The organism is Dyella sp. (assembly GCF_035508675.1).
Taxonomy (GTDB): Bacteria; Pseudomonadota; Gammaproteobacteria; order Xanthomonadales; family Rhodanobacteraceae; genus Dyella_B.
In genome coordinates this window covers 13,639-35,000 of record NZ_DATJMN010000148.1, presented here as the reverse complement: position 1 = coordinate 35,000, position 21,362 = coordinate 13,639, and the positions used below count along the sequence as shown (strand labels likewise).

At 63.2% G+C, this 21,362-nt stretch carries 14 protein-coding genes; 6 read left to right on the top strand and 8 right to left on the bottom strand.

Features of this window, described 5'->3' with window-relative positions:
• Positions 1-3 precede the first annotated feature (3 nt).
• A complete protein-coding gene (locus tag VMA74_RS08320; protein ID WP_325366169.1) occupies positions 4-822 on the bottom strand; it encodes a MipA/OmpV family protein in 819 nt (272 codons plus the stop codon).
• A 439-nt stretch (positions 823-1,261) separates the two neighbouring features.
• On the opposite strand from VMA74_RS08320, the gene VMA74_RS08315 reads away from it, so the two are divergent.
• Complete coding sequence (locus VMA74_RS08315; RefSeq protein ID WP_325366168.1) at positions 1,262-3,619, top strand: isoamylase; 2,358 nt, start codon at positions 1,262-1,264, stop codon at positions 3,617-3,619.
• An 86-nt stretch (positions 3,620-3,705) separates the two neighbouring features.
• On the opposite strand, the gene VMA74_RS08310 is transcribed toward VMA74_RS08315, so the two are convergent.
• Both VMA74_RS08310 and VMA74_RS08305 read right to left on the bottom strand, forming a co-directional pair.
• Positions 3,706-4,320, bottom strand: a complete 615-nt coding sequence (locus VMA74_RS08310; RefSeq protein ID WP_325366167.1) for an OmpH family outer membrane protein — start codon at positions 4,318-4,320, stop codon at positions 3,706-3,708.
• A gap of 243 nt (positions 4,321-4,563) precedes the next feature.
• Positions 4,564-4,767, bottom strand: a complete 204-nt coding sequence (locus VMA74_RS08305) for a hypothetical protein (RefSeq protein WP_325366166.1) — start codon at positions 4,765-4,767, stop codon at positions 4,564-4,566.
• Positions 4,768-4,982: 215 nt separating this feature from the next.
• On the opposite strand from VMA74_RS08305, the gene VMA74_RS08300 reads away from it, so the two are divergent.
• Positions 4,983-5,561, top strand: coding sequence for an RNA polymerase sigma factor (locus VMA74_RS08300; RefSeq protein ID WP_325366165.1), 579 nt, complete (start codon positions 4,983-4,985; stop codon positions 5,559-5,561).
• Positions 5,561-6,568 carry a FecR family protein gene (locus tag VMA74_RS08295; protein ID WP_325366164.1) on the top strand — a complete coding sequence of 336 codons (1,008 nt, stop codon included), beginning with the start codon at positions 5,561-5,563 and terminating at the stop codon, positions 6,566-6,568. Before VMA74_RS08300 ends, VMA74_RS08295 begins: the two co-directional genes overlap by 1 nt.
• A gap of 14 nt (positions 6,569-6,582) precedes the next feature.
• Here VMA74_RS08295 and VMA74_RS08290 read toward each other — a convergent pair whose 3' ends face one another.
• Positions 6,583-8,010, bottom strand: coding sequence for an acyltransferase (locus VMA74_RS08290; protein ID WP_325366188.1), 1,428 nt, complete (start codon positions 8,008-8,010; stop codon positions 6,583-6,585).
• Between the two features lie 248 nt (positions 8,011-8,258).
• On the opposite strand from VMA74_RS08290, the gene VMA74_RS08285 reads away from it, so the two are divergent.
• From VMA74_RS08285 to VMA74_RS08275, 3 genes are all read left to right on the top strand, one after another.
• The gene (locus tag VMA74_RS08285; RefSeq protein WP_325366163.1) at positions 8,259-10,736 is read left to right on the top strand and encodes a protease pro-enzyme activation domain-containing protein; all 2,478 of its coding nucleotides are present in this window, start codon (positions 8,259-8,261) and stop codon (positions 10,734-10,736) included.
• A 253-nt stretch (positions 10,737-10,989) separates the two neighbouring features.
• Positions 10,990-14,088: a TonB-dependent receptor gene (locus tag VMA74_RS08280; RefSeq protein WP_325366162.1), complete on the top strand. Its 3,099-nt coding sequence runs from the start codon at positions 10,990-10,992 to the stop codon at positions 14,086-14,088.
• A gap of 311 nt (positions 14,089-14,399) precedes the next feature.
• Entirely contained in the window at positions 14,400-15,170 is a 771-nt protein-coding gene (locus tag VMA74_RS08275; protein ID WP_325366161.1) for a polysaccharide deacetylase family protein, read from the top strand.
• Between the two features lie 29 nt (positions 15,171-15,199).
• Here VMA74_RS08275 and VMA74_RS08270 read toward each other — a convergent pair whose 3' ends face one another.
• The 4 genes from VMA74_RS08270 to VMA74_RS08255 form a co-directional block, all read right to left on the bottom strand.
• A complete protein-coding gene (locus VMA74_RS08270) occupies positions 15,200-15,382 on the bottom strand; it encodes a hypothetical protein (protein ID WP_325366160.1) in 183 nt (60 codons plus the stop codon).
• Positions 15,383-15,529: 147 nt separating this feature from the next.
• Positions 15,530-16,957 (bottom strand): efflux transporter outer membrane subunit, encoded by a 1,428-nt coding sequence (locus VMA74_RS08265; protein ID WP_325366159.1) that lies wholly within the window; start codon positions 16,955-16,957, stop codon positions 15,530-15,532.
• Positions 16,944-18,155, bottom strand: a complete 1,212-nt coding sequence (locus VMA74_RS08260) for an efflux RND transporter periplasmic adaptor subunit (RefSeq protein ID WP_325366158.1) — start codon at positions 18,153-18,155, stop codon at positions 16,944-16,946. The genes VMA74_RS08265 and VMA74_RS08260 overlap by 14 nt, the downstream gene beginning before the upstream one ends.
• A complete protein-coding gene (locus VMA74_RS08255; RefSeq protein WP_325366157.1) occupies positions 18,145-21,342 on the bottom strand; it encodes an efflux RND transporter permease subunit in 3,198 nt (1,065 codons plus the stop codon). The genes VMA74_RS08260 and VMA74_RS08255 overlap by 11 nt, the downstream gene beginning before the upstream one ends.
• Positions 21,343-21,362 lie beyond the last annotated feature (20 nt).

The window sequence follows — 21,362 nt, the reverse complement described above, 5'->3', positions numbered from 1 at the left end:
ACGTCACTTGAATCGGTAAACATAGCCAAGCATGACACTGGGTGCCGTTTTCTTGCCAACCAGCGGACTATCGGTAATGCCCGAGCCGAATTTCGTGATGCCTACATCGCCGCGAATGGACTGGCGCGCATCCAGGCGCCATGTCGCGCTGACGCCGGCGGTCGCGTTGACCGTTGACTTGCCATCGTAGACCGGGCGCGTGAGCGTGGCTTCGCTTGGCCGCACGCCGTAATAGTAATCGACGTATTTGCGATTCATATACTGAAAACCGACATGCGGTACGACGCGCCAGCGCCCAACATTGAAACCACGCTCGAACGATAGCTCACCCTTCTGTCCGCGGCTGCTGAACAGATACTCGCTCGAAACGCTGAATGGCCCATAGTGCCAACCCACGTGCGGTCCATACCATAGCGCACCGTTGCGGTCGGCCATGCCATGAAAGATGGCGGCATCGGAATGGCTATAGCCATCGAACAACGAGAACTTGCTGCGCAAGGAAAACGTAAAGCCGTCGCCTTGCCATGCCTTGAAGTCGAACGTGGTGCCGACAAAGCTGATCCAGCGACTGTCGTAGAACGCGTACGGCGCCGGCGAAACGCGGGTGCCGAAACCTTTGTATGGCAAACCCCGCGCGCCGATGCCTGCGCCCAGTCCCCAGTGGGAACCGCCGTCCTGTCCATCAAAACCCGTGGCGCCGGGGAGGATCTGCTCGTTATCGGGCGACGTCCCTTCCGCCGTGCTTTGTGCGTGCACGATCGACAGCCAGGGCAGAGCGCCGAGCAAGACGAGGTACTGCGTGCGGTTGCGCGGGAATCGCATGGGATGAGGATCCGGATCGAGGGCGGCAGGCTGCACTCTCGGGTCGCGTGACTTACCGGATACTTACCGCTGTGCGTCGAAGCAGCCTGCGCAGGTTGGCGATCAGCGCATGCGAACCCCAACGTCACCCTGCAGACCGCGATGCTGGGGTTCGGCGTTGCCTCACCGCCAACCTACGAGCGCCCCGCTTACGTATGCAACGCGTGAAAGCTTCACAACTATTCTCAATGAATACGTATGCATCCCCTGGTTGTTGCACCGCGATGCTTCCTACCATCCAGCGCACCAGCTTTCCATATAGCCACGCAACGCGTCAGCCATCTACGCAATCGATGGGGAGATCGATTCGGCGTACGGCAAGCTGCGGCCACGCAGGTCGATACCTGTGTGCACTTCAGGGAATACGCAAGAAAACCTGTTCAACCAGGAGGCACCCCGTATGAAGTGTCCGAAGATGCTTGCCGTGTTGCTGGCCTGCGCCAGCCTCGCGGCGATTCCCGCCATGCCTGTGCATGCGTCGATCAACAGCATGAGCCTTGGCGCAAGTTACAACACGCAGCAAACGCAGATCACCTTCCGCGTCTATTCCTCGCAAGCCACGCGCATCGTGCTGTACTTGTACAGCGCCGGCTATGGCGTGCAGGAATCGGCGACGTATGCCCTGACCAACGAAGGCGGCGGCGTGTGGCAAGTGGTGGTGCCGGTATCGTCGATCCAGAACGCCGGCATTACCGGCGCCGTGTACTACGGCTACCGCGCGTGGGGCCCCAACTGGCCCTACAACGCCAGCTGGACCAAGGGCTCTTCCGCCGGTTTCATCTCGGACGTCGACAGCAGCGGCAATCGCTTCAATCCCAACAAGCTGCTGCTCGATCCGTACGCGAGGGAAATCAGCCAGGATCCGCTCAACCCCAGCAACCAGAACCCCGATATCTTCGCCACCGGCGGCACCGTCGACTCCGCCTTCGGCGAGGCGTATCGCCTGATCGATAGCGGCCCATATGCACCCAAGGGCATCGTGCTCGCAGCCAGCACGCAGAGCACCGGCACCAAGCCGACACGCGCGCAGAAAGACGACGTGATCTATGAAGTGAACGTGCGCGGCTTCACCAAGCAGGATTCCAGCATTCCTTCGCAATACCAGGGCACCTATTACGGCGCAGGATTGAAGGCCAGCTACCTCGCCAGCCTGGGTGTTACCGCAGTGGAATTCCTGCCGCTGCAGGAAACGCAGAACGACGCCAACGACGTGGTGCCCAATTCGGATGCCAACCAGAACTATTGGGGCTACATGACCGAAGACTTCTTCGCGCCCGATCGCCGTTACGCATACAACAAATCGGCCGGCGGCCCCACCGCGGAATTCCAGCAGATGGTGCAGGCATTCCACAACGCCGGCATCAAGGTGTACATGGACGTGGTCTACAACCACACCGCCGAAGGCGGCAGCTGGAGCAGCACCGATCCCACCACGGCAACCGAATATTCCTGGCGCGGCCTCGACAACACCACGTATTACGAACTCACCGCAGGCAACCAGTACTTCTACGACAACACCGGCATCGGCGCCAACTACAACACCTATAACACCGTCGCGCAGAACCTGATCGTCGACTCGCTCGCCTATTGGAGCAATACGATGGGCGTCGATGGCTTCCGCTTCGACGAAGGCCCGATCCTGGGCAATGCCTGCCTCAACGGCGCGGCAGAATCCGGCGCGCCGAACTGTCCCAACGGTGGATTCTATTTCGATGCCTCCGATCCGAATGTCGCCATCAACCGCATCCTGAAGGAATTCACCGTGCGCCCTGCAACCGGCGGCAGCGGACTGGACCTGTATGCCGAGCCGTGGGCGGCCAGCGGCAGCAACGAATACCAGCTCGGCGGCTTCCCGAAAGGCTGGTCGGAGTGGAACGGCCTGTTCCGCGACAGCGTGCGCCAGGCGCAGAACGAGCTCGGCAACATGACGATCTACATCACGCAGGATGCGAACGACTTCTCCGGCTCGTCCAACCTGTTCCAGGCCAGTGGCCGCGCGCCATGGAACTCCACCAACTTCATCGACATCCATGACGGGATGACGCTGAAGGACGTGTATTCCTGCAACGGCGCCAACAACAACCAGGCCTGGCCCTACGGCCCGTCCGATGGCGGCATCGCCAACAACTACAGCTGGGACCAGGGCATGTCTGCCGGCACCGGCACCGCGGTCGACCAGCGCCGCGCCGCCCGCACCGGCCTCGCCTTCGTGATGCTGTCAGCCGGCACGCCGATGATGCAGGGCGGCGACGAATACCTGCGCAGCCTGCAATGCAACAACAACGCCTACAACCTCGACTCCACCGCCAACTGGCTCAACTACAGCTGGAGCACCGATCAATCCAACTTCTACAACTTCGCGCAACGCCTCATCGCCTTCCGCAAAGCCCACCCGGCCTTGCGTCCGGTCACCTGGTACACCTCCAGCCAGGTGGTGTGGTACGAGCCCAACGGCGCGGTGGCCGATAGCAGCTACTGGAACAACACCAGCAACTACGCGATTGCGTACACGGTGAACGGATCATCGTTCGGCGACAGCAACTCCATGTACATCGCCTACAACGGCTGGTCCGGCAGCGTCACCTTCACCCTTCCGCCGCCGCCTACCGGCACCAACTGGTATCGCGTAACGGATACCTGTGATTGGAACGATGGCCCCAATACCTTCGTGACCCCAGGCAATGAAACATTGATCGGCGGTGGCGGCACCACCTATGGCCAGTGCGGGCAATCGCTGCTGTTGCTGATTGCCAAATAGCCGTCCAGCAATAAAAAAAGGGAGGAGCTGCATCTCCTCCCTTTCTTCTTTCTGCAGAAACATGCATGCGCGTGGCCCGTCACCGGCTACTTTTGAGCCCCATCACTGCTGGCAGGAAGCTGCTCCAGGTTGAAGGAAATGGTGGTGATCTTGGCGTCAAGCCCTTGTACGACGAGTGGCGTCAGGTCGTTGGCCATGTTACCGCCGAGCACCGCATTGCGATCCAGCAGCAGGCCGCAGTTCTTGCTGCGATATGCGTCGGCAATCACCGGTTGCGCATACTGCGCGATCTGGCCCAGCGCCTTGACGCGCGTGGCTTCCAGTTCACGGCTGCGCTGATTCTGGTCTTCCTGCACTTTCTGCATGCGTTGCCCCAGTACCTGTTCGCGCGACTGGCGCTGATCGGCGGACAGCGAGGCGGCCTGCGAGCGATAGGTCTGCACATCGGCATCGATCGGCTTGCGCTCCGCCTCGATCGCGCTCTGCGCCTGCTCGGCCAGTTGTCTCAAGCGCTCGGAAGCGGCCTTGCCGACCTTGGCGTTGGCGAAAATCGCCTCGCGCGAGAGATAGCAGACACCGGATATCGCCGGGCCGCCGAGTGGCGGGCTGCTTTGGCCGCTGGATTGGGCTTGTACGGCGGCCGCCGGCACGGCGGCGAGCAGAATGGCGGCAAGGGCTGGAAGCGCTCGAACAATGTGCATGATTGGTCCTTCAGTTGAGAACAGGCGGTTGAAAAGACGTCAACGTACGCCAAATGCGCTTCGATTGCAGCTGCACCGTTGCCTCGAAGACCCAGATAAGGAGCCATATAAATGCGAGGCCGAGGAGCAGGCGCCCCTTCCCCCACGGTCGCAGGGGGCGCAACCCGTAAGCTGTGCGTAATGGCCCGGCGGGACGTATCGGGAACGATATCGGGCGTGCAATTACCCCCTGGTCGAACTGTCTTACTGATCGCTGGAGCGAATAAAGGACAAGCCCTTGGGCGTGAGTTGCAGCGTCATGCCGCGCCCTGCTTCGCTCAATGGCTGCACCAGGCCCATGGCGAGCAGCCGCGAGGCGATCGGTTCGGGGACGGCCGAGGCGCGCCCTTCGGCCACCTTTTCCAGGCCGGATACTTCATGTTTTTCAAGCTGGATCGCCACGTTCACAGGTGCTTCGTCTCGCAGGCTGGGGATGGCTCAAGCTTGCATCGGCCTGTGTGACAAAATCCTGCCCGATGCGTGAAGCCAGGGTGGTACATGCACGCATGCCGTGACGAAAACCAAACGTTTGAAGCGACACGCGCACCCATCCAGGGATTTGCATGCCACCCCGTTTTGCGCCACATTCCTGTCATGCTGGGCGGGTAGGTGCGAAAGCGGGGATGAAGAACAAGCAGGAAGGTGCGCCGCTGGGGGGGCCGGGCATTCCGGCCATCGGGGCACATGACAATGCGCATGGTTTCGAGACGTTCCTGCGTGGCCAGTTCCGTGGCCTGCTGCAGTTTCTGCGTGCACGCACCGCCAGCGAACAGGATGCCGAAGATGCGGCGCAGGAGAGCATGGCCAAGCTGATGCGGTATCGGGAATCGGAGCCGCCGTCAGCCTGGAAACAGCTTCTGTACCGCATTGCAGTGAACGTGGCGCACGACCAGTACCGGGTCGCGCTGAGCCACCACAACAAGGACCATGTCGCCCTGGATGGCCTGGACATCGCCACCGGCGAGCACACGCCGGAACAGCGGGCGCTGTACGACCAGCAGGTGGCGCGGCTGTCCAAGGCGATCCTGGAGCTGCCGCCCAAATGCCAGCGCGTGTACCTGCTCAAGCGCGTACACGACCTGAGCCATGCAGAGATCGCCAGCCGGTGCGCTATCTCGGTGAAGATGGTCGAGAAACACCTCGCCACCGCGCTTGCCCAATTGCGGCGCAAGGTAGGTGATTCGTCGGCGGAAACGTTGTGATGAGCATGGACAGGGAAAACATCCACGATCGGATGCAAGCCGGCTCGCCGAGCGAGGCCGAATACTGGTTTGCGCGCCTGCTCGACCGGCACTGCCCGGCCGAGGAGCGCGCGGCGTTCGAGCGCTGGCGCAGTGCCGATCCGGCGCATGCGTCGGCGTACCGCGAACTGGAACTGCTGTGGAAGCGCAGTGAGGAAGCGACCAAGGATCCGGCCGTGATGGCGGCGGCGTGGCGCGCCCTGCGCCGCGAGCCGGAACCGCGCGCACCGCGGCGCTGGCTGCTCCCCGCCATGGCCGCCGGCCTGGCGGTGCTGGTGGCAGTGATCGCCTTGCCACGCTGGCTTGCGCCGCCGGCCGACGTGGCCACCACGCACTACACCACGGCCGCGGGCCAGCAGCGCACGGTGCAACTGGCAGACGGCTCGATGATTCTGCTCGACACCGACAGCGAAGTGGCGGTGCGTTATAGCCCGCGCACGCGGCGCGTGGACCTGTTGCACGGGCAGGCGCAATTCAGCGTGCAAGGCAATCATGCGTGGCCGTTCGTGGTGCATGCCGGCAGCGGCACCGTGACTGCCGTAGGCACTCAGTTCCAGGTGCGCCTCGACGACGGCGCCACCGACGTAGCGCTGCTGAAAGGCAAGCTGGCGATTGCCACCCAGACGCCGGATGGCACGATGCAAAGCGCTTCGCTGATCGGCGGACAAGGCCTGGCATTCGACGCAAGCGGCCACATCACGCCGGTGCATCCGCTCGATCTGCAGCAGGCGCAAGGCTGGACGCAGGGCAAGCTGTTCGTGCACGACTGGCGGCTACCGCAACTGTTGCTGGAGATGAACCGCTACAGCAACACCAAGCTTTCGATCGGCGACCCGTCGTTGCAGAACATCCACATCAGCGGCGTGTTTCGTACCAACGACCAGCAGACGTTCTTGCAACTGCTGCAGCAGGGTTGGGCGATTCGCGCAAAGCGTGTAAGCGATACGCGGATTGTGTTGTTGCGTTGAGGCAAAAAAGTTGTTCAGGACGTCGGCATGCTTGCATATTGACGTCCCCGCTGTGCCCACATCCGGCGAGCCGGCTCACGCAGCCGCAAGCATGGACGTTCCACCAGATAATGAAGCGCTGCGCCAACAGCGAGCACCGCTGCCACATAGATCAGCGCCGTCCAGATACCGTGCCCATCCACCCATGCGGCGAAACGTCCGTGGAGTTGTCCGTAAACCATCTTGTGACTCAGATAGAGACTGTACGACGTGGCTGCAAACCATCCTGAACCAGGGATTCGAATGCCGGCCATCATGCCACGCCCACTCGCTGCCCCCGCCACCAGTGCCGTCATCGCCAGGGCGAGCACCGGGTAGCCGAACACATTGGCAGCCAGGCCAAAACGCTGCTGTCCATTGAAACCCCACATGCACAAACCGGTGAGCAGTGCGCCGATTAGCGCTGCCGCATTGGCATTGCATTCGATCCACGCCCACCCTCGCGTGCGATAGCAACGTGCGGCAGCTAGCGCAACGCCGCCGAGCAGATCGTCCAGGCGCGCATACGATGGGTAATACAGGAACCGCAGGTAAGCATCGCCAGCGTCACCGCCACTGGCGCGGACGGGTTGAACCACGTGTATCCAGAGCCAAGCGCGCAGCAATATTCCGCCTATAACGAATGCCGCAATGACGGTTGCTCCACACCACCGTCGACGTGTGCGTACCAGCAGGAGTGCTAGCAGCGGGAACACCAGATAGAACTGCTCTTCCACGCACAGTGACCATGCGTGCGAAAGAGCACCACGACTTGGATCAATGAACAGATTGAGCGAGTAGGTGAGAAACTGCCACAACGGCATCATGCCGGGTTCTTCGCGCATCGAAGGCCACGCGACATAGATACCCAGAACCACGAAGTAGGCGGGCAAGGTTCGAAAGCCCCGCCGAAGATAGAAATCGACAAAATCCATGCCGCCGCGGGAAACGAGGGCGTTGAAGACCTGTGATCCGATCAGGAAGCCCGACAGCGCAAAGAACAAGTCCACGCCCATCCAGCCACTCCAGCGCAGGACACCGCCCCCCATGTATCCCGCTATATAGCTGTGAAATGGCATCACCCACAGTATGGCGATCGCTCGTAGCAGATCCAGCTCAGGCTTTCGTTCCATGATTTCCCCGTTGACCGATCTGACGGCCGGTGGTGTCCGTGCAATGCGGCGCTCGTTACGCGGCAGCGCCCACGCACTCCGCGGTCGCCATAGCGTGTTCGGTATTTGTGGCATTGCTCTGGCGCAGAGGCGGCCGATAGATGGAGAGTCTTGTCCAATGGGTTCGCAGGCTGGGATGGAATCCCAGTATTTACTTGCACGGCGATGCTGGGATTTCATTCCACTACCGGCATGGCGACAAATCATTTTCGTGATGTGGTCTTGCGCTTCATGCTCATCCATCCACGACATATGACGCAAGCTTCGCGCCAGCTTGCATCTGTCGGGTAGGGTTGTCTTCTCCGCCCCCGTCTTAACCATCGGCGACGCTGCAATACGGCTTGCGTGGAGGGATCGAGGGGACGCAGCCGTTGGGAACATCATCCAGCGCGCCGGGCATTGCTGTGAATCAACCTGCCGCACGTGCGGCGCACTATCGCATGGGGCCTGCGAGCCGCATCGGGTTCGTTTGTCCTTAAAAAATTCGAGGGAGTTCATACATGTCGAACCGTTCCGGGCTTTTGGGGATACGTCCATTGCTGTTGCCGGCGGCCTTGTCGCTGGCTTTGCTGTCCAGCGCACATGCTGCCGACGCGCGCGTGGGCACGCGCACGCATGCCGGCATACAAAACACCGGCAGCCAATTTTCCACGCTGGTGATGACCGGGCATCCTTCCATCGACAGCACGCAGGTCGCGCCGCTGGAAGCGAGCAAGCCGCTGCATGTGGAAGTCAGCCTCAATCTGCGCAACGTCGATCAACTGCAGGGTTTTCTTGCCTCGGTGAACCAGCCGGGCAGCGCCAATTACCACCACTTCCTGACGCCCGCACAGTTCACGGCGCAGTACGCGCCGACCGATGCACAGGTACAGGCGGTGGTGACGCATCTGCAGGCGTTCGGCTTTCACGACATCAAGGTGGCGCCGAACCATCTGCTGATTTCGGCGGACGGCACCGCGGCCAACGCGAACGCGGCCTTCAACGCCAACATGAAGACCTTCCGCTTCAAGGGCGAAGCGCACTACGCCAATGCTGCGGACGTGACCGTGCCGCAATCGCTCGGCGGCATCGTCGACGGTGTGCTGGGCTTGCAGGATTACGCCAGGCCACATGTGATGTCGCACCGGATCAGCCGCGACGCGGTCACAACGCAGGCGTCTGCAGGCGTGACCGGCCACAACCCCACCGACTTTCCGCAGATCTACGATGTCGGCAACACCCCCACGGCGTCCAACACCGTGGTCGGCATCATCACCTGGGGCGACATGACCCAGACGGTCAGCGATCTCAACCGCTTCACCAGCAGCGCCGGCCTGGCCACGGTGAACACCAAGACGGTCGCCGCAGGCAGTGGCACGCTGGCCAACGACGGCGATCCGTCGGAATGGGATCTGGACAGCCAGGACATCGTGGCAATGTCCGGCGGCGTGAAGCAGCTGATCTTCTACGCCGCGATCAACGGCGATGCGCAGGACAGCCAGTTGACCGATGCAGCCATCACCGCGGCCTACAACAAGGCCGTGACGGATGACGTGGCCAAGGTGATCAACGTGTCGCTGGGCGAAGACGAAACGGCAGCGAACAATTCCGGCACGCAAGCAGCGGACGACAAAGTGTTCGCGCAAGCGGTTGCGCAGGGCCAGACGTTCTCCGTCTCCTCGGGCGATGCCGGCGTGTACCAGTGGTCCAGCGACCCTACGGAGGGCGCGCCGGGCTACGTCGCCAATGCCAGCGGCACGGTGCAGATCGATCTGAGCCATTACGGCGTGAGCGAACCGGCCTCGTCACCCAACGTGGTCGCGGTGGGTGGCACCACGCTGAGCACCAACGGCAACACCACGTGGGCAGGCGAGACGGTCTGGAACGAAGGACTGGCCTCGGTGGATCCCAGCAATGGAGACAACAACCAGCGCCTTTGGGCGACCGGTGGTGGCGCCAGCCTGTTCGAGGGCGCGCCGGCATGGCAAACCTCCGCGCTGGGCTCGTCGGTGACCAAGCGCCAGGTGCCGGACGTGGCCTTCGATGCGGCCTCGAGTTCCGGCGCGCTGATCGTGATCAACGGCCAGGCCAACCAGCAGGTGGGCGGCACCAGCCTTGCCTCGCCGCTGTTCGTGGGCTTGTGGGCGCGGGTCGAATCGGCCAACAACAACAGCCTGGGCTTGCCGACGCAAAACATGTACACCTACTTCCCCAAGGACGCCACGCCGCTGCATGACGTCACGTCGGGCAACAACGGTTACAACGGCTATGGCTACAAGGCCGCCGCCGGCTTCGATAACACCACCGGCTGGGGCAGCCTCGACGTCGCCAAGTTCAATGCGTATGTCACCAAGTATTGGGGCGGCTCCAGCAGTGGCGGCGGCAGCAGCGGCACTCCGGTGGCCAACTTCACCGACACGGTGAACGGCTTGGCGGTGAGCTTCACCAACAGCTCCACCGATACCGGCGCCACGATCAGTTCGTATGCCTGGAATTTCGGCGACAACAGCACGTCCACCTCGGCCAGCCCCAGCCACACCTACGCGGCAGCCGGCACCTACACCGTCACGCTCACCGTCACGGACAGCACCGGCGCGACCAATACCAAATCGGCGTCGGTCACGGTCAGCAGCAGCGGCGGTGGTACGAGCGGCGTGTTCAGCAACACCAAGCACGTGGTAATCAACGACAACACCACCATCACCAGCAGCATTGGGGTGAGCGGCCTGTCCGGCAATGCACCCGCCACGCTGCAGGTCCACGCCAGCATCACGCACAACTGGTCGGGCGACCTGACCATTGAACTGGTCGCACCGAACGGCGCTTATGCCGTGCTGCAAAACCCCGACTACGGTGATGACGGCAACATCAACACCACCTGGACGGTGAATGCCTCGTCGGTGCCGGCCAATGGCACGTGGAAGCTGAAGGTGATCGACAACGATCCGCAGTATTACGGCGACTACGGCACGCTCAACAGCTGGAGCCTTACGTTCTGAAGCTGAGTTTTGGCGCGCAGGGACGCGTGCCACGGTTGATGCTTCGAAGAGAAGCGGATTGTTTGCCGCGGCATGACTCCCTCCCCTGCTGTCGCAGGGGAGGGAGCGCATCCCGGCGAGCGCCAGATGCACGCTTTAAGTCCCACCTTGCCCTATTATCGAATCGCCCGAACATGGGGGCGGGGATAGGTCCCTTTGCGGGGATGGGACGGGGAGGCTGAAGAGCGGAATGCGCGGGCGTGGTGGGGGATGGATGCTGCGGCTTCGCTTGCCGCGCATCGTGGGTGACATTGGCGCGCCTGCCTCGCTGCTTCGCTACGTCTTGGCCTGCATGCGTCCGCTGTTGCTCGGTGGCATGGCCGTGACGGGCGCACCGGCGTTGGCCGGGCCGTCCGCAGCCAAGGCGCATACCTATGCCGTGGCCGCCGGTCCGCTGCGCAATGCCCTGGATGCACTCGCCGCACAAGGCGATATCCAGCTCGTCTACGATCCGGCCCTGGTGGAGGGCAAGCGCACACGCGGCGTATCCGGGCGCCTGCTGCCGGCCGATGCGTTGAGGCAGTTGCTGGCCGGCAGCGGCCTGGGCTGGAAGGCCATCAACGCCGCCACCTTCGTGCTGCAACCCGCTACCCGCTTGCAGCTGCTGCCGCCCGATACGGCCACCGCGCTGACGACCGTCGACAAGCCCAGGATGCTCAACACGATCACCGTCAGCGGCTCGTTGATCAGCAATGCCGACATCCAGACGGCGACACCCACCTTCACCATCGGCGCCGACGAGATTCGTGCGCGCGGCTTCAACAATCTGCCGGACGTACTGCAGAACTCGGTGCTGGCGACCGGTTCGATCCAGGGACCGCAAGCCGCAAGATCGTTTACGCAGGGTGCGCAGCCGGTCAGCCTGTTCGGGCTGGGGCCGCAGTTCATGCTGATCCTGCTGGACGGCAAGCCGGTAGCGAACTTCGGGCAGCTCTACAACGGCAGCATCAACTTCACCAGCGTGGCGAATTTTCCGGTCGCGCTGATCGATCACATCGACGTGATGCCGGGCGGCGCTTCGTCGATCTACGGTTCGCAAGCGATCGGCGGCGTGATCAACATCGTCACCAAGTCGCGCCTGCAGGGCGGCGAGGTGTCGGTGCGCATCGGCGGCTATCCGCAGGGCGGCGGCGCCAATCAGCGCATCAGCGGCGCGTATGGCCATGACGCCGGCAAATGGCATGTGCTTGGCGCCTTCGAATTCGACAATGCCTCGCCGATCTGGGGTTATCAGCGTGCCTTGACGGCCGAGGACAGCGTGCCCGGCCTGCAGGCTGCCGTGCTCGACTACGGTACGGCGCACACGTATACGGGAAATGCGTTGGGCAATCTGACGCCGCCCAATGGTTGCGCCAGCCAACTTTTCGGCGGCAGCACGATGCCGGTCGCCGCGCAACCACCCAGCCCACCAGGCATCTATTGCGGTTCGCGCAAGGCGGATGGCTACACGACCTACAGCAATCAGCTGCGCAATATGGATGGCATGCTGAAGCTCGCGTACCAGCTCTCCGACCATGTCAGGCTGTACGGCGATGCGATGGTGAACTGGCAGCAGCAGCGCTGGTTCCCTGGCGTTGGCGATTGGTTTTCCGACGATTTTCCGCACCAACTGATCGGCGACGCGACCACCGGCCACTATCTGTACATCGAGCGGGCCTTCGCACCGGAGGAAATGCCCGGCGGCGTGGCGGGACAAATGGTGCGCCAGAATGACCTGCTCTATCAGGCCGACATCGGCGCCAACGGAAGCTGGGGCGACTCGGGCTGGAACTGGGATATCTATTACTTGCGCACCGGCGATCGCACCGATGTGGTCGAGCCCTTGTGGATCAAGCCGAAGATCGATGCGTTCTTCGGCGGCATGCTCGGGCCGCTGATCGGTGTCGAGCCGCAGACCGGCGTGAACCTCTACCACCCCGATTATCCGGCCCTCTTCCGCGCGATCACGCCGGCGCAATATGCGAGCTTCACGCAAGGCGTCAACGAATTCAGCAATACCTGGATCAACGACACGCGCGCCACGCTCAGCAATGCATCGCTGTTTGCCTTGCCCGGCGGCGATGCGGGATTCGCGGTGCTGGCCGAAGGCGGCAGCGAAGCGTGGTACCAGCCGATCAATCCGTTGTTTATCCAGGATGAGATTTTCGAACATGCGGCCAGCGGCGGCGGCGGACAGCGCTTGCACGCTGCCACCGCGTTCGAGTTGAACCTGCCGCTGCTGAAGGCGCTCACGCTCGACCTGTCCGGCCGCTATGACTACTACGCGAACGGCCAGGGCAACAACAACCGCAAGTTCACCTACAAGGCAGGCGTGGAGTATCGGCCGGTGGACAGCCTGCTGCTGCGAGGCAACTACACCACTTCGTTCAAGGCGCCGGATCTTGCCTCCATCTACCTGGGGCCGACGGATTTCTACGCACTCGCCACCGACTACTACCTATGTGCGCAGGCGCACAGCGCCACGTGCGGCGCGGCGTATCAGTACAACATCCAAGGCACCACGCTGGCCAATGCCAGGCTGCAGCCGACTTCCGCACAGAGCTGGACGACCGGGGTGGTGTGGTCGCCGCTGGATGGCTTCGATCTCAGCCTGGATTACCTGCACATCGCTATCCAGAACGAAGTCGTGCAACAGGATCTCGACTTGCTGCTGCGCACCGATGCGCAATGCCTGCTCGGCCAGCTCGATGCCGATTCGCCCGCATGCCGCGCGGCGCTCGGCCAGGTGCAGCGCCAAGAGGGGCAGGGGCCGATCAGCAGCGTCACTACCTATTACGCAAATCTCGCCAACGAGGCGACCCGATCGATCATGGGCAGCGCACGCTATCGCTTCGCTCTCTTCCACTTAGGCACGCTCGCGCTGCAACTCGACTACAACGACATGCTGCATCACAGCTACCAGATCGAGCCTGGCCAGGCGCCGATCAACGAGCTTGCCAATGCGCAATACAGCACGGAGTTCAAGAGCATCGCCAATGGCAGCCTCACCTGGACCAGTCCCGGCGGCCACTGGAGCGGCACGCTGTATGGACATCGCTACGGGCCATCGCCCAACTATGCCGCCACCCTGGTCGGCATCGGCGCCCCCGGCGCAGCACGCCTGTCGCCGTGGATCACCTTCAATGCCAGCGCCACCTATCGCCCAACCCGTACGCTGGCGCTGTCGCTCCTGATCAACAACATCGCCAACAAGATGCCACCCAGCGACACGGGCAATGTGTTGTACCCATACTTCAATAACGACAACTACAACATCTACGGACGTGAAATCATGCTGCAAGCCGATTGGCGATTGGGTAGCGCTGGGCGATAACGGACACGGCGCGTCACCTTTTGCATGTCATCACGGCAAGTCTGAATGGGCCTTGCCGTCAGCGGCGTGAAAGTTGTTATGGAAATCCTGCGTTTCCAGAGGGCTGGCCCTCTCCCACCGTCTCGCCAAGGCCTGTTTTAACAAGCAGTTGGCATCCTTAGGACTGCATCGGCAGCCTGGCATGGCGCATGCATCAGCTTCGGCGCCAACGGCGTATGGCGATGAATCAGGGGCATCGCCCTGCGCCCGTTGGCAGTCTCTGGCGTCGATCTCAAGACGCCAGGATCGACCGCCGCCCCGGATGAGCTGCCATGCTGCTGATATACACCTGCTACCGACGTTACTTTTTTCTTGCCGGCGCCCTGCTGACGCTTTTCCTGTATGCGATGTTGCTGACCGCGCACGGCATGGCGGCTCCGCGCTTCGTGCTCGACCCGGAGATGGGCGGCATCAAGCATGCGGAAGGCTTCAGTTTGCGCAAGGTCAGCGACGTATTGGCGGGCCGCAAGTATGCGGTGCTGACCTTCGATGATGGCCCCTACGGCCAGGGCGTGGACGAGCAGATTCTAGCAACGCTGCAAAAGCACCATGCGCATGCGGTGTTTTTTTTGGTGTGCAGCCACATCAACGACGCCACGCGCGGCGAGTTGGCCAAGTTCGAGAGCGCGGGCGATGTGATCGGCAACCACACCTATGATCATCCGGACCTTGCGAAACTTTCGCAGCCACAAATCAGGGACCAGATCGAACGTTGCAATCAACGCATCGCCGACGTGACCGGCAAGCGCCCCGGCTATTTCCGGCCGCCGTTCGGTTCGACGACACCGGCGGTGGCCGAGGTGGCGAAATCGCTCGGCATGCAGCAGGTGCTATGGAATGCCAACAGCGAGGACAGCTGGATCAAGCAGCCGCAACAGATCGAGAACTTCAGTCTGGCGCAGACGGAAGACCAGTCCATTCTGCTGATGCATGAAAAGCCGACAACCGCTGCCGTGCTTGATGACTTGCTCACGCAGCTGGAACAGCGCGGCTTTCAGTTCGTACTGCCGGATCAGCTGGCGGATAACACCGCGATCAACTGATCGCGTAGCGCGTTACGGCCAGGGCATCCCTACCGCGGCACGCGCAGCGACGAGTGGCGCAGCGCATCGTCATGCTGCACTTCGTCGTGAGCGGCGATTTCGGCCATGTCCAATGCGCTGTGATGAGGACCATGCATGCCGCCCGGCGGGTTGGCGGTGTCCGTACTGCCTTCCTTGTTGATGTGGGTGTCGGCATTGGGCGTGGTGGTCATGCGGGGCTCCTGCGAAGGTCCGCCTATTGTTGCATGGGCCCGGCGGCTTGCCGCTGTGCCTGCCAGTTGCCAATCGGCCGAGCTGTCATGCACGTCGTCGATTAAGTCCCGGGCTCACCGCCAAGCTACGCGACGCGCTCCATGCGCTTACTTTTGCGCCAACTGCTCGGCCGACCAGCCACCGCCCAGCACACGGATCAGCTGCACGCTGGCGCGCAGGCGTTGCGTGTCCAGATCGAGCAGGCCGCGCTTTTCCTGCAAGGCCACGGTTTGCGCCTGCACCACGTCCAGATAGCTGACCGCGCCGTGCTTGTACTGGCTCATCGACAAATCCAGCGCGTGCTGCGCGGCGTCGGCGGCATCCTTTTGATTGGCGCTGGCGGTGCCGAGGTGGTCGAGCAGGGCGAGGTTGTCCTGCACTTGCTGGAAGGCGCTCAGCACGACGCCGCGATAGCTGGCGCCGGCTTCGTCGGTCTTGGCCTTGGCCGCCTGGATGGTGGCCTTGCGGTAGCCGCCGTCGAACAGGTCCAGCGCCAGCGTCGGCCCCAGCGCCCAGATGCGATTGCCTGTGGTGAGCAGGTTGGCCCAGCCGGTGCTTTGGTAGCCGGCTTGCGCATTGAGCGTGAGCGAGGGGAACCATGCTGCACGCGCGACGCCGATATCGGCATTGGCGGCGGCGACCCGGCGTTCTGCTGCGGCCACATCGGGACGGCGCTGCAGCAGCGTGGATGGCACATCGAGCGGCACCACCGGCACCGGGATGGATTCGGTCCGTGCTGGCAGGCTGAAGCTGGCGGCGTTCTCGCCGACCAGTACCGCGATGGTGTCCTGCATCAGGGCGCGCTGGCCGAGCGTCTGCGACCACTGCGAGCGCGCATCGGACAACTGTGTCTGCGCACGCGATACGTCGAGGCCGGACACGATGCCGCCGCCGTGCAAGGTCTGCGTGAGTTTCAGCGCTTTCTCGTAGGCCTGGATGGTCTGCTGCAACAGCGCGATCTGCTGATCCAGGCCGCGCAGCTGCATGTAGCTGTCGGACAGCGCGGCTTGCAGGCTCAGTTGTGCGGAGGCGAGATCGGCTTGCGCGGCCAGTGCGTTGTCGCGCCCCGCCTCGACGCTGTTGCGCACGCGGCCCCACAGGTCGACTTCATAGCTGGCCTGCGCGCCCACGGTGTAGGCGTTGTAGTCGGCCGGCGCGGAAGGATTGCGCGCGGGCGGCGCGTGATCGGACTGGCGTTGACGTGCGCCATCGCCAAACGCACCGACCTGCGGGAACAGCCCGGCGCGCGCCTGCGCCGCAAACGCCTGCGCTTGCTGGTAGTGGGCAAGCGCAGCAGCCAGGTCGGCATTGTTGGCGAGCAGCCTGGTTTGCAGTGCATCCAGCTGGGGATCGCCGTACAGCCGCCACCAGCTTTCGCGCGGCAGCTGATCGGACGGCTGCGCCGCCACCCACGGGCCGACGTTGCGATACGCCTGTGCCGGCGGCGTGGGCGGCGCTTGATAGGCCGGCGCCAGCGAACAGCCGCCCAGCGCGGCAGCCATCAGCATGGCAAGGAGGGGCTCAGGCTTTTTCATGCGGCTTGGCTGCTGCGTCGGCGGTGGCAAGCTTCACGTCATCGTTGGCGAGCTTTACGACGTCGCCGTCCTTGATGCCGTCCGGCGGGCTGTCGATCACACGGTCATTGGCGCTGAGGCCGCTGCCGATCGCCACGGTTTTGCCGTAGTCGAACAGGATGCTCACGGTCTTGAAGGCCACTTTGTCGCCCGCGCCGACGGTCGCCACGCGCAAGCCCGCCTTGTCGAAGATCAGCGCACTGGCCGGCACGCGCAACGCGCTGCCGTCTACCGGCAGATGGAAACGCACGTGCGCGAAGCCGCCCGGCATCAGCTGGTTGTCGGCGTTGTCCACCTGCAACTGCACCAGGGTGGTGCCGGAAGTGGTGTTGACCGCATTGGAGGTGGCCATCACCTGTGCATGGAATTCGCGACCCGCATATTCGGGCACGCTGAGCACCGCCTGGCTGCCGGGACGGATCGACGGCCCGTAGCGCTGCGGCACCTGCACGTAGACGCGCAACTTGTGGATGTCCGACACCACGAACAGTTCCGGGCCCGTACCGCTGCCTGCATTGATCAGCGCGCCGACGTCGGTATCGCGCGCGGTGACCACGCCGTCGAACGGCGCGACGATGCGCGCAAACGCCTTGGCCGCCACCAGGCGATCCACGTTCGCCTGCGCGGATTTCATCTGCGCCAGCTTGGCGGCGTAGTCGGCGGTGCGCTGGTCGACGTCCTGTTGCGCCACCGAATCGCTGCCCAGCATCGCCTGCCAGCGTTTCGCCGTGACCGAGGCCAGGTCGGCGTTGGCCTTGGCGCTGGCGAGATCCGCACGCGCCTGCTGCAGTTGCTGGTCGAGTTCGGGCGTGGAGATTTCGCCGAGCAGTTCGCCGGCTTTCACCGGCGTGCCGATATCGGTCTTCCAGCTTTTCAGGTAGCCGCTCACCTGCGCGTAGATCGGTGCGCGTACATACGCCTGCAGTTGGCCGGGCAGGTCCAGCACCGGACCGGAATTGCTCGGTGCCGGCGCCACCACGCTGACGGTGGGCACGGCTTGTTCTTGCGTCCAGGTCTTCAAGCTGTTCGCTTGCGTTGCGCGCGTAACCAGGCCGATCACCACGATGGCTACCAGGATGCCGGCGATCACGATGCCGCTGAGGCGCAAGCCGCGCCTGGACAGTTGTTGCGACGGACGGATGCTTGCTTCAGACGACATAGCCAGGTTCTCCGGAAGCGCGAATGGCTTTGGACGCATGGCGTCCATGGATGATGCTGAACACCACCGGCACGAACAGCAGCGTTGCGCAGGTGGCGAAAATGAGGCCGCCGATCACCGCGCGGCCGAGCGGTGCGTTCTGTTCGCCGCCCTCGCCCAGCCCCAGCGCCATCGGCGCCATACCGATGATCATCGCCAGCGCGGTCATGCAGACGGGACGGAAGCGGGTGAAGCCGGCTTCGAGCGCGGCCAGCGTGGCGTCGCCTTGCTCGGCCAGGCGTTCGCGGCAGAAACTCACCACCAGGATCGAGTTGGCGGTCGCCACGCCCATGCACATGATCGCGCCGGTGAGCGCCGGCACCGACAGCGGCGTGTGTGTGGCGAACAGCATCCACACGATGCCGGCCAAGGCCGCCGGCAGCGCAGTGATGATCACGAACGGATCGCTCCACGACTGGAAATTCACCACGATCAGGAGATAGATCAGCACCACCGCGCCGAGCAAGCCGAACAACAAGCCCGAGAACGCGCTGTTCATCGTTTGCACCTGGCCGAGCAGCACCACGTGCGAGCCCTTCGGTTGCTGGTTCGCGGTGTCATCGATCACCTTCTGCACATCGGCTGCCACGGCGCCAAGGTCGCGATCCTGCGTGGCGGCATAGATCTGCACCACCGACTGGATGTCGTACTGATCGATCACGGCATTGGTGTCGGCGCGCTTGAGCGTCACCAGGCCACCCAGTACCTGCGCCTGCCCGTTGCTGCCATTGACCGGCAGGTTGCGCAGCTGCGCCAGGCTGTCGAGCGCGTACTGCGGCGTCTGCATCACGATCGGATACGACACGCCGTTGGCCGGGTTGAGCCAGAACGTCGGCGCCACCTGGCTGGAACCGGCCAGGTTCACCACCAGGCTGTTGGTGACGTCGCGTTCGGTGATGCCCAGCAGCTGCGCCTGCGTGCGATCGACGTTGACGTCAAAGCCCGGATTGGCCTGCGACTCCTGGATACGCGCATCCACCACGCCCGGGATGCGCTTGATCTGGCCGAGCAGCTTGTTCGCGTACACGAAATTGGCGGACAGGTTCGGGCCGCGGATCTGCAGATCGATCGGCGCCGGGGCGCCGAAGTTCAGGATCTGGCTGACGATGTCCGCCGGCGGGAACGAGAACGTCGCGCTGGGGTATTCGCGCGGCAGCCGTTCGCGCAATTGGCGCACGTATTCGGCGGTGGGGCGATGGCCTTCGTTGAGCGCGATCTGGATGTCGCCATCCTGCTCGCCGATCAGGCCGGTGTTGTTGTAGGTGGTGTTGATGCCGCTGTTGGACAGGCCCATGTTGTCCACCACCGTGCCCAGGTCCTTGGGCGGAATCACCGTACGCACGGTCTGCTCGATCTTATTGAACAGGTTGGCGGTTTCTTCCACGCGCGTGCCGACTTGCGCGCGCACGTGCATCAGGATCTGGCCGCCATCCACGTCGGGGAAGAAGTTGCGGCCCAGGAAGGGCACCAGCAAGAAGGACACCAGCACGAAGGCAAGAAAGCCGAGCACGAAGGGACGGCGATGCGCCAAGGCCAAGTCCAGCATGCCGTGATAGGTGGCGCGGATGCGCTCGAAGCGCGCCTCGAACGCGCGCTGGAAACGCACCAGCGGATGGCGCGACGGCGGCGCATGCACACCCTGCTCGCCCTCGCCGACGTGCGGTGCGTGCGGCTTCAGCAGAAAGTTCGCCATCGTCGGCACCAGGGTGCGCGAGAGGATGAACGAACACACCATGGCGAACATCACCGCTTCGGCCATCGGCACGAACAGGAAGCGCGCCACGCCTTCCAGGAAGAACATCGGCACGAACACGATGCAGATGCACAACAGCGACACGAAGGCCGGTGTCACGATCTGCTTGGCGCCGTCGATGATCGACGTTTCCACGTCCTTGCCGTGTTCGAGGTGCCAGTTGATGTTCTCGATGGTGACGGTGGCGTCATCCACCAGGATGCCGACTGCCAAGGCCAGGCCGCCGAGCGTCATGATGTTGAGCGTTTCGCCGAACGCGGACAGCAGCGCGATCGCGCCGAGAATCGCCAGCGGAATCGACACGGCGATGATCACTGTGGAGCGCCAGCTGCCCAGGAACAGCAGGATCATCAGGCTGGTAAGCGCCGCCGCGATCACGCCTTCGCGCGCCACGCCGCTGATCGCCGCGCGCACGAACAGGGATTGATCGCCGATCGGCGTCACTTGGAGGTTGTCCGGCAGAATGCCCTTGCTGTCGGCAAGGCGCTGCTTGATGCCGGCCACGATCGCCAGCGTGGAGGCCGAGCCGTTCTTCAATACCGACAGCAGCACGGAACGGTTGCCGTCCACGTGCACGATGTTGGTCTGCGGCGGCGAGCCGTCGCGTACGTGGGCCACGTCGCGAATATAGATGGTGGTGCCGTTCACCTGCTTGATCGGCAGGTTGCCCAGCTCGTTGATGTCGGACGGCGAGTTGTTGAGGTTGAGCGTGTACTCGAAGCTGCCGATTTTCTGCGTGCCGACCGGGATGATCAGGTTCTGCGCGGCCAATGCGTTGGCGACATCCTGGGCAGAAAGGCCGCGCGCCTGCAGCGCAGCCGAATCCACGTCGATCTGCACCTGGCGCGTCTTGCCGCCGTAGGGATAGGGAATGGCCGCGCCGGCCACCGACACCAGTTGCGGGCGCAGGATGTTCAAGCCCAGGTCGCCGAGGTTTTGCTCGCTCAGGCCCTTGCCCGACAGCGCCAGCTGCAGGATCGGCACGGTGGAGGCGTTGTAGTTGAGGATCAGCGGCGGCGTCGTGCCCGGCGGCAACTGCTTGAGCATGGTCTGCGATACCGCCGCCACTTGCGCATTGGCGGTGGCGATGTTCACGCCGGGCTGGAAGAAGATCTTGATGATGCCGAAGCCGGCGATCGACTTGGCCTCGATGTGTTCCACGTCGTTCACCGTGGTGGTGAGCACGCGCTCGAACGGCGAGGCGATGCGGCCGGCCATTTGTTCCGGCGGCAGGCCGGTGTACTGCCACACCACTGCGATCACCGGAATCTTGATATCCGGAAAAATATCGGTCGGCGTGCGCAAGGCAGCCAAGGGGCCGACAATCAGGATCAGCAGCGCGAGAACGACGAAGGTATAAGGCCGCTCCAGCGCAAGCCGTACGATCCTCAACATGGGGATGGCTCCAGGGTTGT

Excerpts from the sequence above, each read along its gene's own strand:
- VMA74_RS08320 (WP_325366169.1), bottom strand. The coding sequence starts at position 822 with ATGCGATTCCCGCGCAACCGCACGCAGTACCTCGTCTTGCTCGGCGCT.
- VMA74_RS08315 (WP_325366168.1), top strand. The coding sequence starts at position 1,262 with ATGAAGTGTCCGAAGATGCTTGCCGTGTTGCTGGCCTGCGCCAGCCTC.
- VMA74_RS08310 (WP_325366167.1), bottom strand. The coding sequence starts at position 4,320 with ATGCACATTGTTCGAGCGCTTCCAGCCCTTGCCGCCATTCTGCTCGCC.
- VMA74_RS08300 (WP_325366165.1), top strand. The coding sequence starts at position 4,983 with ATGAAGAACAAGCAGGAAGGTGCGCCGCTGGGGGGGCCGGGCATTCCG.
- VMA74_RS08295 (WP_325366164.1), top strand. The coding sequence starts at position 5,561 with ATGAGCATGGACAGGGAAAACATCCACGATCGGATGCAAGCCGGCTCG.
- VMA74_RS08290 (WP_325366188.1), bottom strand. The coding sequence starts at position 8,010 with ATGTCGTGGATGGATGAGCATGAAGCGCAAGACCACATCACGAAAATG.
- VMA74_RS08285 (WP_325366163.1), top strand. The coding sequence starts at position 8,259 with ATGTCGAACCGTTCCGGGCTTTTGGGGATACGTCCATTGCTGTTGCCG.
- VMA74_RS08280 (WP_325366162.1), top strand. The coding sequence starts at position 10,990 with ATGCTGCGGCTTCGCTTGCCGCGCATCGTGGGTGACATTGGCGCGCCT.
- VMA74_RS08275 (WP_325366161.1), top strand. The coding sequence starts at position 14,400 with ATGCTGCTGATATACACCTGCTACCGACGTTACTTTTTTCTTGCCGGC.
- VMA74_RS08270 (WP_325366160.1), bottom strand. The coding sequence starts at position 15,382 with ATGACCACCACGCCCAATGCCGACACCCACATCAACAAGGAAGGCAGT.
- VMA74_RS08265 (WP_325366159.1), bottom strand. The coding sequence starts at position 16,957 with ATGAAAAAGCCTGAGCCCCTCCTTGCCATGCTGATGGCTGCCGCGCTG.
- VMA74_RS08260 (WP_325366158.1), bottom strand. The coding sequence starts at position 18,155 with ATGTCGTCTGAAGCAAGCATCCGTCCGTCGCAACAACTGTCCAGGCGC.
- VMA74_RS08255 (WP_325366157.1), bottom strand. The coding sequence starts at position 21,342 with ATGTTGAGGATCGTACGGCTTGCGCTGGAGCGGCCTTATACCTTCGTC.